Below are 13,812 nucleotides of genomic sequence, written 5' to 3' on the forward strand. Positions count from 1 at the left end.
ACTATTTCAGAACCACCTGCGTCCAGCGGGCGACCCAGGCCGTTCCCTTGTCGGCAATGGTGTCGGCGGGCAGGCTGTCAAACGCGGTGGGCTCGACCGCATGGCGCATCACATCGGCCAGGGGCGTGTGGGCCTCCACCGGGTACATCCACATACTGGTTTGCAGGGCTTGCTGCACCGTGCCAGCGCGCATGAAGCGTATGAATTTGGCGGCGGCTTCGCGCTGCCCGCCACCCGCGACCAGGGCCACACCCTCAACTTGGCGGAACACGCCGCCTTTGAGGAACAGGTTGGCGGTGGGCGATTCGCTGATCTTTTCCTTGCTGTAGAACACCTCAGCCGCCGGGCTGGTGGCATAGCTCACCACCAGGGGGCGGCTGCCGCCGTTGCGGCTGAATTCGGTGTAGTAGGCCTCGGTCCAGCCCTTCACCACCTTCACGCCGTTGGCGCGCATGCGGCCCCACCAGTCAAAGGCTTTTTCTTCCCCCATACCGGCCACCGTGGCCAGCAAAAAAGCGTAGCCGGGGCTGGAGGTGGCAGGGTTAGGCACCACCAGTAGGTTGCGGTAGGCTGGCTGGGCCAGATCCTCCAGCGTCTTGGGCAAGGCCAGGCCGCTCTTGGCGAAGGCGGCCTTGTCAAAATTCAGCGTGACAAAGCCATAGTCCACCGCCACCACATTCGCGCCCACCTGGGCCACCGGCGAGCCCTTGGTAAAGGTTACGGGCTCCAGCACCTTGGCGGCCTGGGCCTTGGCGACCAGCGCGTTGTCCAGGCCAAACACCACATCCGCAATCGGTTGTGCGCGGGTCAGTATCAGCTTGTTCAACATTTCACCGGCGTCACCGGCCTTGATCAGGCTGAGCTTGACACCGGCATCGGCCTCGAACTGGGCCAGCAAGGGCTTGGGCAGATCGAAAGAACTGTGCACCAACACGCGCAGTTCATTGTTGGCCGCCAGAGCGGGGAAGCTGCAGAGAGCGGCCAGCGCGGTGGCGGCCCCGATGAACGTACGGCGTGTACTAGAAGCAGAAGCGCGGCGGTGGAACATGCATGCCTTTCAATGCGCCAGCAAGGGGCGCATGGAAGGCCGCAGCCCCATCACGCTCCCTACGCTGGCATGACCCAGATCAGGTGTGTGGGGTATTTCTCAGCCCGCATTGCAGCAGGCACCCCCGGTGAAGCGTGGGATTGTAGAGTTCTCCCTGCTGGCGCTGGACAAACTTGTGGATAAGCCGGGAAAGCGTTTGTATATGCAGGCTAAGTCTTTGATTCATAAAGACAAAGCTTACGATGCCTAATTTTTAGGCAGATCCTCAGAAACGCTTTGTATGGCCTGCCTGGGCCCGTCTGAGAACAAAATACCTAACCTAAAACAGCTCCGCCACGCTGTAGCCCGACAAGTTTTTTACCGTCGCATTGCAAAAAAGCGCTGAGGCAAAAAGTTCTCCCTGCTGGCACTGGACAAACATGTGGATAAGTTCGGCAAGCGTTTGTATATGCAAGCTAAGTCTTTGATTTATAAAGACAAAGCTTGCAGTGCCCAAAATTTAGGCAGATGGGGTATCAGGCCTTGGCGGCCATACGGCCCTTCAGGGCGCCGATCGCCACGATGGCAGTGGGCACCAGAATCATGGCCCAGATGATCTTGTCCAGGTGCTGCTTGACCCAGGGGAAATTGCCAAAGAAGTAGCCGATGGTGACGATGCCCACCACCCACAGCACGCCGCCCAGCACGTCAAAAAATACAAACTTGGCCCGGTTCATCACCGCCACGCCCGCCACAAACGGTGCGAAGGTGCGCAGAAACGGCATGAAGCGCGCAGCCACCAGGGTCAGGCCGCCATAGCGCTCGTAGAACCCATGGGCCTGGTTGAAGGCCTTTTTGTTGAAAAAGCGCGAGTCTTCCCACTGAAACACTTTGGGGCCCAGATAGCGACCAATGGCGTAATTGCTCTGGTTGCCCAAAATGGCCGCGGCCAGCAGCAGGCCGACCGACAGCGGGTAGGACATCAGCCCCACACCGCACATGGCGCCCACCACAAACAGCAGCGAGTCACCCGGCAGGAACGGCATCACGACAACGCCGGTCTCCACAAAAATGATCAGAAACAGCAGGGCGTAAACCCACATGCCGTAATTGCTTACAAAAGCCTGCAGGTGCTTGTCCACGTGCAGAATGAAGTCGAGAAGTTGCATCAGAATGTCCATGGGCGCTGATTATCACCAGCATCGCAAGACAAACGGAAGACAGCCATGACACGCCACACCCATCTGCTCATCATCGACCCCCAAAACGATTTTTGCGATCTCCCCCCAGACGCTTGCGGCACCCCTGCCCTGCCGGTCACCGGCGCCCATGCCGACATGCAGCGGCTGGCAGCCTTCATCCGCGAATATGCGGCCCGGCTGTCGGACATCACCGTCACACTGGACTCGCACCACAGGCTGGACATTGCCCACCCTACGTTCTGGCTGCAGGGCGACGGCAATGCCGTCGCGCCGTTTACCACCATCACGGCCGCGGACGTGAACGCCGGCCTGTACCGGCCACGTGACCCGGCGCACCTGGGCCGCAGCCTGGCCTATCTGGACGCGCTCGAAGCGCGCGGGCGCTACACCCTGATGGTCTGGCCAGTGCACTGCGAGATCGGCACCTGGGGCCACAACGTACACGCCGATGTGCACGCCGCCTACAACGACTGGGAAGACCAGCAGGGCCGTAGCGTCACCAAGCTAAGCAAGGGCAGCAACCCCTGGACCGAGCACTACAGCGCAGTCATGGCCGAGGTGCCCGACGCGCAGGACGAAGCCACCGGCCTGAACCACACGCTGATGGCCGCCATGGACCAGGCCGATACCCTGCTGATTGCCGGCGAGGCCAGCAGCCACTGCGTGCGCGCCACCACCGAGCACATCGTGGACCACCTGGCACGCCACAAACCCCAGCGCATCGTGCTGCTGACCGACTGCATGAGCCCGGTGGGCGGCTTCCAGCTGCAGCACGAAATGTTTTTGCAGGACATGCAAAGGCGCGGACTGGAACTGGCCAGCAGCCAGGACTTATGGCTGTAGTTGCACGCAAATCCGCACAGCGGCTACGGGCCAACCGCGCCCTCTAAAATCATCCGGTGAACGCATCCATCTCCTCCCCCCTGCTGTCCCCCAGTCCCCGCCGCGTGATCCGCGAGCTGCCCGATGAACTCATCAGCCAGATCGCCGCCGGCGAAGTGGTGGAGCGCCCCGCCTCGGTGGTGCGCGAGCTGGTCGATAACGCGCTGGACGCCGGGGCCACCCAGATCACGCTGCGCCTGCTGGCCGGCGGCGTGCGGCTGATTGCGGTGGAAGACGATGGCGGCGGCATCCCCATGGAAGAGCTGCCCATCGCCCTGAAGCGCCACGCCACCAGCAAGATCCGCGACCTACACGAGCTGGAATCCGTGGGCACCATGGGTTTCCGTGGCGAAGCCCTGGCCGCTATCAACTCCATAGCTGACATGGCAATATCCTCGCGCGCCAGCGGCCAACCGAATGCATTTTTATTGGACGGCCGCAGCGGCGAACTCAAGCCCGTGGCGCGCAGCACCGGCACCACGGTGGAGGTCAAAGAGCTGTTCTTCAGCACCCCGGCCCGCCGCAAGTTTTTGAAGACCGACGCCACCGAGCTGGCCCACTGCGTAGAAGCCGTGCGCCGCCATGCGCTGGCCCGGCCTGACGTAGGCTTTGCCATCTGGCACGAAGGCAAACTGGTCGAGCAGTGGCGCGCCTGCCCTTCCCCCCAGAACATAGCCGCGCTGACCGAACGCCTGCGCGACGTGCTGGGCGACGACTTCACCGAACGCTCTGTGGCGGTAGACCACCAGAGCTCCATGCGCGACGACGGCAGCCAGGCGGTACGCGTCTGGGGCCGGGTCGGCATTCCTGATGCGGCGCGGGCCCGGCCCGACCAGCAGTTTGCTTACGTCAACGGCCGCTTTGTGCGCGACAAGGTCATCACCCATGCCGCCCGCAGCGCCTATGAAGACGTGCTGCACGGCCAGCGCCAGCCGGTATATGCGCTGTATGTGGAGATCGACCCGACCCGGGTGGACGTGAACGTGCACCCCACCAAGATCGAGGTGCGCTTTCGCGACAGCCGCGAAGTCCACCAGGCCGTGCGCCGCGCTGTGGACGCGGCCCTGGCAGCACCCCGCGCAGCCGCTGCCGCAGTAGCCGCCGCAGCGAACGCCACAGCCCCCGCCACCAGCCCGCCGGAAGAATTTATACAAAACAAGGCTCCAGCGCAGGTATTACCTGCGCAAGCAGCTATCTATTTCGCAGCACCCACACCCCACAAGGTGTCGGACTTCGAAGCCCTGTGGCCGGTAAGCGCCACGGTTGCGGTGCCCGCGCCCAGCCCTGCCGCCTATGCACCGGCCACTACGACGTCCGCAGTCCCGTTCGCTGTAGCCAGCCCCCCATCCGCCCAGCCTGACCAGCCCAGCGAGGCCTGGCCCCTTGGCCGCGCCATCGCCCAGCTGCAAGGCATCTACATCCTGGCCGAAAACAGCCAGGGCCTGATAGTGGTGGACATGCACGCGGCGCACGAACGCATCGTCTACGAGCGGCTCAAAGCCCAGTTGGCGAACACGGAGCACGCACGCATCAGCAGCCAGCCACTGCTGATCCCGGTCACCTTCGCCGCCACGCCGCAGGAAGTCGCCACCGCCGAAGCCCATGTGGATACGCTGGCCACGCTGGGCCTGGAGATCACCCCCTTCTCGCCCAAGACCCTGGCCGTGCGCGCCGTGCCGACCAGCCTGGTGCAGGGCGACGCGACCGAACTGGCACGTGGCGTGCTTGCCGAGCTGGCACAACATGAAGCCAGCACCGTGATCCAACGCGCGCACAACGAACTGCTGGGCACCATGGCCTGCCACGGCGCCGTGCGTGCCAACCGCCGCCTGACCATTGACGAAATGAACGCCCTGCTGCGCCAGATGGAAACCACCGAGCGCTCCGACCAGTGCAACCATGGCCGCCCCACCTGGCGGCAGATCACGGTGAAAGAACTCGATGCCTTATTCATGCGCGGCCGCTAGATTGAAACCTGTGTTGGCTGTGCTCGCCCTCAGCTCTGGCTTGGCATATGCCGAAGCTGTTGACTGCTACGTCAACTATGGTGGCGAAACACAGCTCATCCGCGCCACGCCCACCGCAGCACCGTATGAGGTCGCCCCCACTGCGATCGGCTCACTTTTCTTGTTCCGCATGGTCTTCCAGCGCACGCCACCGGGCTTGGGCGCGATCAAGGTCTACACCTATGTAGACCGCGACCCTCCCCAGGGCGTCGCCCTAGTGCACCAGGCCGAATACTTGTATCCACCGCTACCGTCGCACTGCCCATATGGCTTCACCGGCCTACAACGCGTCTACGAGCCGTTGCGCGACGGCGAGCTCCAATACTGGTGTGCCTGGAAGAAATAATGAAGAAACGGCTGCTCACCACCATGCTGCTGTGCGCCAGCCTGCTCAGCCACGCCCAATCCACGGTGGAGTTGCTGTTTGGCGGCGATGTCATGCTGGACGATGGCCCTGGCCGCCTGATTGCCGCAGGTGGCGACCCGCTGGCGCCGATTGCGTCCATCTTGCAGGCGGCCGACGTGGCCATAGGCAACCTGGAAACATCCATCGCCAGCGGCGGTACGGCGCTGGACAACAAGATCTTCACCTTCCGCGCCAAGCCGAACACGGTGGAGGTGCTCAAAGGCCGCTTCCATGCCATGTCCGTCGCCAACAACCACAGCGGCGACTTTGGCCGCGACGCCTTCATGGAAACGCTGGGCCACCTGCACGATGCGGGTATTGCCACCTTTGGAGGTGGCGCCAATCTGCGTGAAGCGCACGCACCGTACTGGATCGAAAAAAATGGCCTGCGCATCGCCTTGCTGGGCTACGACGAGTTCAAGCCCCGCTCTTTCGAAGCCGGCGCCACCTGGCCTGGCATCGCCTGGAGCGAAGACAGCATGGTCGTCGCCGACATCCGCGCTGCCAAGGCCGCAGGAGCCGACGTGGTCATCCCATTTATGCACTGGGGCTGGGAGCACGAACCCGGACCCAACCAGCGCCAACGTGCACTGGCCAAGCTGATGGTCCAAGCCGGTGCCGATGCCGTCGTGGGCAGCCACCCGCATGTGACGCAGGGCGCCGACGTGGTGCTGGGCAAGCCCGTGATCTGGAGCCTGGGCAATCTGGTGTTTGATGGCTTTACTTCGCCTGAGGCGCGGCTGGGCTGGTTGCTGCGCCTGACGGCGGACAAGCACGGCATCCGCAACTGGAGCACCGTCGCCGTGCGCATGGACGCCGACGGCACGCCCACGCCCGACCTGCATACCGCCAGCCCCTGCGGCCTGCGAGGCAGCAGTGCGGTCGCGAATTGCCCGCCTTGAGCACAGCGCCTGGGCGGCTGCACCGCCAATCCCCACAGAATGCTGCAAATTTTTACGTATTAAATTTGGTCAAGAAATGTAAAGAGCGTATGTTTGTTTTATGCTTGCAAAAAGCACGTATTTGACCTGCGCTTTGCGCAACCGAACTACCCCGCAATGAGTCATTTGAAACGTTCTTCACCCAATATTCGCATTTTTGCCATTGCACCCTAAAAATGCACATTTTGGATACCTCCGGCTCCTCTGCAGAATTCACCATTGAACGGGCAAACAAGCACCCGTCGGACCCAGATTTTTTAAATACATGGAACGATTTACTGAGTGGCAGCCAAAGCCCGGAAGCGATATTCCAGACGCCTGAATATTTCGAATTCATTTCTCTGCTGCCCAACAAGTACAACACCCAGGAGCTGGTGGTCATAAAAAGCCTGGTGCAGCAAAAGATAATCGGCATTGTGCCGCTGCGCACCGGTCGCCGCACATTTGAGTTGCAAGTAGGCAATAAAATCTTTGGCCGCCTTCGCATGAAAACCATTGCCCTGCTGGGCAGTATTCCATTGGCTGCATCCAACCCGGCGATCTGGAATGCATTGGTCGACTTTCTGTTTGAAAGCTTCCCCAACAAAGACACAATTGCCATGCAATCTTTGCCGATAGAAAGCGATTTCTACCGGCACCTCACCTTGTCGCAAGGCATCCAAAGCAAATACGGCATCTATATCAAGGATGGCTGGCGTAACTGCCATACCACACCATTGCCTTCCAGCCACGAAGCGTATTTAAACCAGTTCAAGGCCAAGAAGCGCTACAACCTGAACCGCCAAATTAAGTTACTAGAAGCCCATTCGGGCGCCGTCCACATTGAGCGGATAGATTCACCCAAAAAAGTGCCCGAACTAATGTCGGGCCTTAGGCAAATAGCGAAGATTGAGTTCATCGACAATATGATGAGCGAGCGGCATTACACTGAATTGGCCCGCAAAGGCATATTGCTGTGCTACACCTTAAGCTGTGGCGGCAAGGTGTGCGCGATTGTGATGGGAATCCGGTCTAGAACCACCTTCCATATCCACAATATCATTTACGATTTAAAACTGTCGCAGTTTTCACCAGGCACCTCGATATTGCACCTGATTACCAAGGACTTGATCGATACGTTGCGTTTATCGCTGATCGATTATGGCTACGGCAGCCCTGAACATACACAGCAGTCCAGCAATATCCCCCGCCTGCGCGGCCATGTTTTCCTATATAAGAAAACCTTAAAAAACCGTTTGCTATTTGCCGTGCACGCGGCTTTTCATGCCCTCATCAGCTTCGGGAAGATGCTGAAGGAGCGCGGCAACGCCAAAGCGCTCGGTGAACTGCAGCGCGCTGCCCACAAATCCCAATAAGAACCGCCAACTCCCAGAGAACACGGACGCGCGGCGGCTTTCTGGTAGCCTCGCCCGCATGTTTGCGCCCTTCCCCCTCTCCGTTTTGACCGCGACCGAATGAGCCGTTTGCCACCTTGCATCGCCCTGGCAGGCCCCACGGCCTCGGGCAAGACCGCCGCCGCGCTGGCGATTGCGCAACGCATGCCGGTAGAGATCATCAGCGTGGATTCCGCGCTGGTCTACCAGGGCATGGACATCGGCACGGCCAAGCCCACAGCCGCCGAGCTGGCGCAGGTGCCGCACCATTTGATCAATATCCGCGACCCGCTGCAGGCCTATAGCGCGGCCGAGTTTGTGGCGGATGCTGAGCGCCTGCTGGCCGACATCACTGCGCGCGGCAAGCTGCCGCTGCTGGTGGGGGGCACCATGCTGTACTTCAAAGCGCTGTTTGATGGCATAGACCCCATGCCCACCGCCAACCCCGCCATCCGCGCCGAACTGGAGGCCGAAGCCGCCGCCCAGGGCTGGCCAGCACTGCACGCCCAGCTGGCCATGGTGGACCCGACCACCGCCGCCCGGCTGCAGCCGCTGGACGGCCAGCGCATACAGCGCGCGCTGGAGGTGTACCGCATCTCCGGCCAGCCTTTGTCCAGCTTCCACGCTACAAAAAACGCAGCTGCCAGCGCAGATAGAACCTGCGCTACAACCCTTATTTCTTTAGAACCTCTGGACCGCGCCTGGCTGCATGCGCGCATCGCGCTGCGCTTTGAGCAGATGCTGGCTGGCGGCTTCATGGACGAGGTGCAAGCCCTGCGTGGGCGCGGTGACCTGCACCTGGACCTGCCCAGCATGCGCTGCGTGGGCTACCGCCAGGCCTGGGAGGCCTTGGACGGACTCTGGCCCATGGCCGAGCTGCGCGACAAAGGCGTGTTCGCCACGCGCCAGTTGGCCAAACGGCAGATCACCTGGCTGCGCTCCATGCCCCAACGCCGCATCGTGGCCTGCGAGGCGCCAGACGCTTTGCAGCAGGTACTTAACATCGTGGAGCAAGCTGTATGAGCCTGGTCATTGATGGCCTGGCCAAGCGCTATGGCGACAGCTCGGTCTTCGCCAATGTCTCGCTGCGCGTGGCGCCGGGCGAGTTTGTCGCCATCGTCGGTGAATCGGGCGTGGGCAAGTCCACGCTGCTGAACTGCATGGCCGGGCTGGACAGCTGGGACAGCGGCTCGGTGCATATCGCCGGCACCGACCTGGGCACGCTGGGCAACGACGAGCGCGCCCTGTTGCGGCGCCGGCAGGTGGGCTTTGTGTTCCAGGCCTTCCACGTGCTGCCGCACCTGGACGTGGCGCAAAACGTAGCCTTGCCGCTGATGCTGCTGGGCCAAAACGATGCAGCGCGGGTCGAGGCTCTGCTGGAAGCCGTGGGCCTGGGTGGCCTGGGCGCACGCCTGCCGCAGCAGCTCAGCGGCGGCCAGTTGCAGCGCGTGGCGATAGCACGCGCCCTGGTGCACCGCCCGGCCCTGCTGCTCGCCGACGAACCCACCGGCAACCTGGACCCGACTACCGCCGCCAAGGTGATGGATGCGCTGCTGGCGCAGACCCGGGCCCAGGGTGCCTCGCTGGTGTTGGTCACCCATTCGACCTCCGCGGCGGCCCGGGCCGACCGCGTGCTGCATCTGCGGGCCGACGGCATATCCGAATAAAAATAGGTGCTAGCGCAGACGTTACGTGCGCAAGCAGCTATATATTCAATAGCAAAATAGCTCTAAACCAAGTCTATAGACAGAGCGCAGGCCGTCCAGAAACACCGCAGAACTGGCTTTGCCAGGCTGCTGGTGTTGCCCCCTGCAAGGGGGGTGGCGAAAAGTGCGAAGCACTGTAGCCTGGGGGTGAGCTTAGAACGTCGTTTCGGCGTTCAGGCTTTGGCGCGCGGGCAGGTAGATGGAGAAGACGGCGCCGCCATCGGGCATGTTGTCGGCCACAACACTGCCCTCGTGGGCTTCGATGATCTTCTTGCAGATGGTCAGACCAAGGCCGGTGCCACCCGAGCCATCCTTGCTGCTGCTGGACTGCACAAAGGCGTCGAAAATCTTTTCCAGCTCGGCCGGCGGCACGCCCGCACCGTGGTCGCGCACGCTGATGCAAATGCGGCGGTCTTCGGTGATGTGGCCATGCAGCACGATTTCGTTCCAGGCGGGCGAGAACTTGATGGCATTGGCCACGATGTTGCGCACCACCTGCTGGAAGCGCACTGGGTCCACCTTGGCAATCAACGGGCGCTCGCCCAGGTTCACCACGGTCAACACATGCTTGGCCTCCAGCAAGGGGCTGAGCTCGTGCAGTACTCCGTGCACCAGGCCGCGCAGATCGGCCCGCTCCAAATTGATGCCGCCTACCGAGCTTTCGATCTTGGACACGTCCAGCAAATCATTCACCAGCGCCAGCATGCGTACGCCCGAGGCGTGGATGTCGCTGAACATGCCCTGCAGCTTGGGGCTCTCGCGCCCGCGCATCACCCCCAACTCTGAAAAGCCCAGGATGGACTGCAGCGGCGTGCGCAGCTCGTGGCTGATGTTGGCGATGAACTCCGACTTGGCGCGCGAAGTTTCTTCCGCCGCCTCGCGCGCCTCGCGGGTAGCGCGCTCGGCCTGGCGGAATTCGCTCACGTCCATCATGCTGCTGAGCAGGCTGGCTCCGCCATCACCCGAGCCGAGAACCAGCACTTTATTCACCACCACATCGCGGCGGCTGCCATCCTGGTGCAGCAGCTTCACCTCATAGCGCACGCTGCCGCCATCGCGCCAAAGCTGGGTATCGCGTTCGCGCACCAGAGCTGCCTCACTGGGGGACATAAAAGCATCTGGGTACTGCCCCACCACCTTGTGCCGCCCATGGCCGGTGAACTCCTCCCAGGCGCGGTTAACGCTGGTGTACTGGCCCCGCTGGTTGAAGGTGGCGACCGGTGTGGGGCTGATCTCTAGCAGAGTACCCACGAACTCCAACTGATGCTTCAGCGCCTGCTCGGCAAAATAGCGCTCCGATACGTCCACGGCGCTGCCAGCAAAGCCGACAACTTCAGAGTTGTTGCGCAGCGGCACCACAGCAAAGTCCAGCCGCCGGGCCACGCCGTCCAGTGTGCGGATGCTGGCGGTGGCGGTGCGCACGCCGCTATCGCCCTGCAGCGCGAACAAGGCCCGCACAGCCACCCGGTCGCCAGGCTCAACCACCTCGGCCAGGGTCTTTGACAGCGTGGTTTGCACCACGTCGCCACGCAGGGCCAGCCAGCGCTCATTGGTGTAAGTGATGATGCCGCGGGTATCGGTGCGGAAGATCAGCTCCTGCACGCTCTTCACCACCACCTGCAGCTCGCGCTCGCGGTGCACTGCCTCGCGGCGCGCAAGGCCCAGTTGGGCATAGGCTTTCTCGCGGGCGCGCAGACTGCGCCGCGCCGCCCAGGTCATGTAGACCAGAAACAGACTGGTAAACGCCGCAACCACAGCAAACCAGCGCATGGCCTTGACCCATTCGGCCAAGACGCTGGCATAGGGCTGCTCGACCAACACCACTAGCGGCCGGCTTTTGGACAGGCGAAACGACACCACTTGCCGCTGTGGCACGGCGCCCTGGCCCACGTAGTTGGCATGCTCGATCGCGGGCAGATAGTGGAGAAAAATCGGATGCTGGGCCAGCGAGGTGGCCGGCGCCAGCGCGCCACTGCTGGCCAATACGCTGCCCTGGTAGCTCAGCAGATAGGCCGCGTTTTGCGGGTTATCCAGCGTCAACAACTGAAAGTTGGAGAACGCATCTGCGTTCATCAGCGCCACCAAGTACAGGGCTTGGTGTGAGCGGTTGTGCTGCTGCGCGCGCACCAGGGGAATGAAGCCTACGCCAGCCGTAGGCCCCGCGTCCGCCTCGGCCAGAGCAGCCAGGCTACGACCAGCGATAAAGTTACCCAGTTTTTCCTTGCCCGGCGTGGGCAGTGTGCCCAGCCGACCCAGCGCGATATGCAGGCCCACGTCCCCGCGCACGCTACTGGCCTGTATCACGCCGTTTGCATCCACCACAGCCAGTGAACGCACCAGCGGCAGGCCGGCCAGAGCTTGGGACAAAAGGGCATTGCTTCTGTCAGTGCTGCCCATGGCGTCGGTATTCGCCGCCTCCGCCGCCAAGTAGCCCAGAGCCACGGACACCGTCTCTACCGAGCGCGTGGCCTGGTCTTCCAGCACGCGGGCCTGCAGCTCGCCACGGTCCTGAAAGCCTCCCAACACCTCCTGGTATTCGTACCAGCCCAGCAAGCACAGCAGCAGCCAGGTCATCAGAGTCAGCGACACCCCTGCGGCCAGCACCACATTGCTGGACAGGCCGCCGCCAGCGCTGCGTGGCGGTGGGGCTGGCGCGACGGCAGACGCTGAGAAAAAAGCCATCAGCCTGGCACCACGATGGGCGACAGGCCATGGCGTGCCGCCGCTGCGCCCAGCCGGCCATCGCGTTTGATGCTGGCGACGAAGGCATTCAGCTGCGCCAGCCAGGCGGGGTCGCCCGGCTTGACCGCATAGCCATAGGGCAGCACGTGAAAGGGTTTGGGCGGAGCAATCAGGCGAGCCCAGTCGGCGTTGTCCAGCAAGCGCCGGCTGTAGGCGTAGTCGGCCATAAACACGTCCACCCGGCCGGCCTCCAGCTCGCGCTCGCGCGTCGTCGGCGGGGCGATGGACACCACCTGCGCAGCTTTCAGACTTTCAATCATTACCGGCTCCATGAAAGTACCCGCCTGCACGCCGACCAGTACACCTGGCTTGTCGATGTCGGCCCATTGGCGCACGGTACGGTTGCTCTGGGTGCTGACAGCGTAAATATCGCTTTGCAAATAGGGCTGGGTGAACCTCAGCTGCTGCAGGCGCTGGGGCAACATGCCCACTGCAAACATGGCCACATCGCAGCGGTCTTTGAGCAGGTCGTCCACCAGAGTGGGAAAGGAAGAGTCCACATACTCGACGCGTAGCTTCAGGTCGCGCCCCAGCTCGGCGGACAGGTCAATATCGATACCCTGCAGCTGCTGGGTGTTCGGGTTGCGGTGGCTCACGCCATAGTATTCGGGCCAGATGCAGACCCGCACCTTGCCGCTGGACTTGACCCGTTCGGCCACCGAGCCGGCCCAGGGGCTGGCCATCCAACCCAGGCTCAGACCAGCAGCCAGAGCCAATCGAAGAATCCGCTGATAACACATAGGGCGCATAGTGGGATCTCCAGAATTCAGCCGTTGTCGACCAGCTGGTTGAAAGTGGGGCGGGTGCGGTTGATATCGTCACGCAAGCTGATAAAAGTCTGCGCATTGGCCAGAAATATATCCACGATGTGCGGATCGAAAGCAAGGCCGCGCTGCTCCGCCAGCATCTGCAACGCCACGTCGTCGGCAAAGGCCAGACGGTAGCAGCGGTCCATGGTCAGCGCGTCAAAAAAATCCACCACCGCCACGATGCGCCCCGTCAATGGAATGGCTTCACCTTGCAGCCCCGCAGGGTAGCCCGTGCCGTCCCACCGCTCATGGTGGGCCAAGGCCAATTCGGCGGCAAGCTGGAACAGCGGAATACGCGAACGCCCCAGAATCTCTGCCCCCATTTCCGAATGCTGGTTCATGGTGACACGCTCCAGCGACGAAAATGCCCCGGGCTTCTTCAGCACAGCGTCCGGTATGCCGATCTTGCCGATGTCGTGCATGGGCGCTGCTTTGCGCAACATGCGGGCCATGGCCGGACTCTGGCCCAGCACCAAGGCCAGTGCCTCTGAAAGATAGCCGATGCGGATGATGTGCACCCCGGTGTCGTCGTCCTTCAGATCGGCAGCCAGTGACAGCCGAAACAAGGCCTCGTGGTGGGCTCGTGCCACCTCTTCCAAAGCCTCATTTCGTTCCCGGTACATGCGACCAAAATCTTCGATCAGTTTTTGCATCTGCAGACTTGCGGAATCAGAAAAACTGTTTTTATCCAAGGTGTTCATGTTGTGCTCCTTCGCCG

The 13,812-nt window shown here is 62.1% G+C and carries 12 protein-coding genes and 1 riboswitch; of the genes, 7 read left to right on the forward strand and 5 right to left on the reverse strand.

The genetic code is table 11. The features are described from left to right. Position 1 precedes the first annotated feature (1 nt). On the reverse strand, positions 2 to 1,048 hold the full coding sequence (locus tag AC4BBN_RS00640) for a thiamine ABC transporter substrate-binding protein (RefSeq protein WP_490590021.1): 1,047 nt from the start codon (positions 1,046 to 1,048) through the stop codon (positions 2 to 4). Positions 1,049 to 1,086: 38 nt separating this feature from the next. After that, positions 1,087 to 1,184, reverse strand: a riboswitch (TPP riboswitch). Between the two features lie 379 nt (positions 1,185 to 1,563). Then, a complete protein-coding gene (locus tag AC4BBN_RS00645; RefSeq protein WP_490590022.1) occupies positions 1,564 to 2,208 on the reverse strand; it encodes a VTT domain-containing protein in 645 nt (214 codons plus the stop codon). Positions 2,209 to 2,253: 45 nt separating this feature from the next. Here AC4BBN_RS00645 and AC4BBN_RS00650 point away from each other — a divergent pair, with 45 nt between their 5' ends. The 7 genes from AC4BBN_RS00650 to AC4BBN_RS00680 all read left to right on the forward strand — a co-directional run bounded on the left by AC4BBN_RS00650 (position 2,254) and on the right by AC4BBN_RS00680 (position 9,504). Continuing rightward, entirely contained in the window at positions 2,254 to 3,072 is an 819-nt protein-coding gene (locus AC4BBN_RS00650; RefSeq protein ID WP_490590023.1) for a cysteine hydrolase family protein, read from the forward strand. A gap of 56 nt (positions 3,073 to 3,128) precedes the next feature. Continuing rightward, entirely contained in the window at positions 3,129 to 5,078 is a 1,950-nt protein-coding gene (mutL, locus tag AC4BBN_RS00655) for a DNA mismatch repair endonuclease MutL (RefSeq protein ID WP_490590024.1), read from the forward strand. 10 nt (positions 5,079 to 5,088) lie between these two features. After that, positions 5,089 to 5,463, forward strand: coding sequence for a hypothetical protein (locus AC4BBN_RS00660; RefSeq protein ID WP_490590025.1), 375 nt, complete (start codon positions 5,089 to 5,091; stop codon positions 5,461 to 5,463). Then, positions 5,463 to 6,425, forward strand: coding sequence for a CapA family protein (locus AC4BBN_RS00665; RefSeq protein WP_490590026.1), 963 nt, complete (start codon positions 5,463 to 5,465; stop codon positions 6,423 to 6,425). Before AC4BBN_RS00660 ends, AC4BBN_RS00665 begins: the two co-directional genes overlap by 1 nt. Positions 6,426 to 6,649: 224 nt before the next feature. Further along, positions 6,650 to 7,819, forward strand: a complete 1,170-nt coding sequence (locus tag AC4BBN_RS00670; RefSeq protein ID WP_490590027.1) for a GNAT family N-acetyltransferase — start codon at positions 6,650 to 6,652, stop codon at positions 7,817 to 7,819. 99 nt (positions 7,820 to 7,918) lie between these two features. Next, positions 7,919 to 8,860, forward strand: coding sequence for a tRNA (adenosine(37)-N6)-dimethylallyltransferase MiaA (gene miaA / locus AC4BBN_RS00675; RefSeq protein WP_490590028.1), 942 nt, complete (start codon positions 7,919 to 7,921; stop codon positions 8,858 to 8,860). Beyond that, the gene (locus AC4BBN_RS00680) at positions 8,857 to 9,504 is read left to right on the forward strand and encodes an ABC transporter ATP-binding protein (protein ID WP_490590029.1); all 648 of its coding nucleotides are present in this window, start codon (positions 8,857 to 8,859) and stop codon (positions 9,502 to 9,504) included. The genes miaA and AC4BBN_RS00680 overlap by 4 nt, the downstream gene beginning before the upstream one ends. Positions 9,505 to 9,696: 192 nt before the next feature. On the opposite strand, the gene AC4BBN_RS00685 is transcribed toward AC4BBN_RS00680, so the two are convergent. Genes AC4BBN_RS00685 through AC4BBN_RS00695 form a run of 3 tightly spaced genes read right to left on the reverse strand, consistent with a single transcriptional unit; the run spans position 9,697 to position 13,795 of the window. After that, entirely contained in the window at positions 9,697 to 12,225 is a 2,529-nt protein-coding gene (locus tag AC4BBN_RS00685; RefSeq protein WP_490590030.1) for an ATP-binding protein, read from the reverse strand. Next, the gene (locus AC4BBN_RS00690; protein WP_490590031.1) at positions 12,225 to 13,034 is read right to left on the reverse strand and encodes an ABC transporter substrate-binding protein; all 810 of its coding nucleotides are present in this window, start codon (positions 13,032 to 13,034) and stop codon (positions 12,225 to 12,227) included. Before AC4BBN_RS00690 ends, AC4BBN_RS00685 begins: the two co-directional genes overlap by 1 nt. Before the next feature lie 17 nt (positions 13,035 to 13,051). Continuing rightward, positions 13,052 to 13,795, reverse strand: coding sequence for an HD-GYP domain-containing protein (locus tag AC4BBN_RS00695; protein ID WP_490590032.1), 744 nt, complete (start codon positions 13,793 to 13,795; stop codon positions 13,052 to 13,054). Between the last annotated feature and the right edge of the window lie 17 nt (positions 13,796 to 13,812).

Source organism: Rhodoferax sp. SPJ21, from assembly GCF_058216335.1.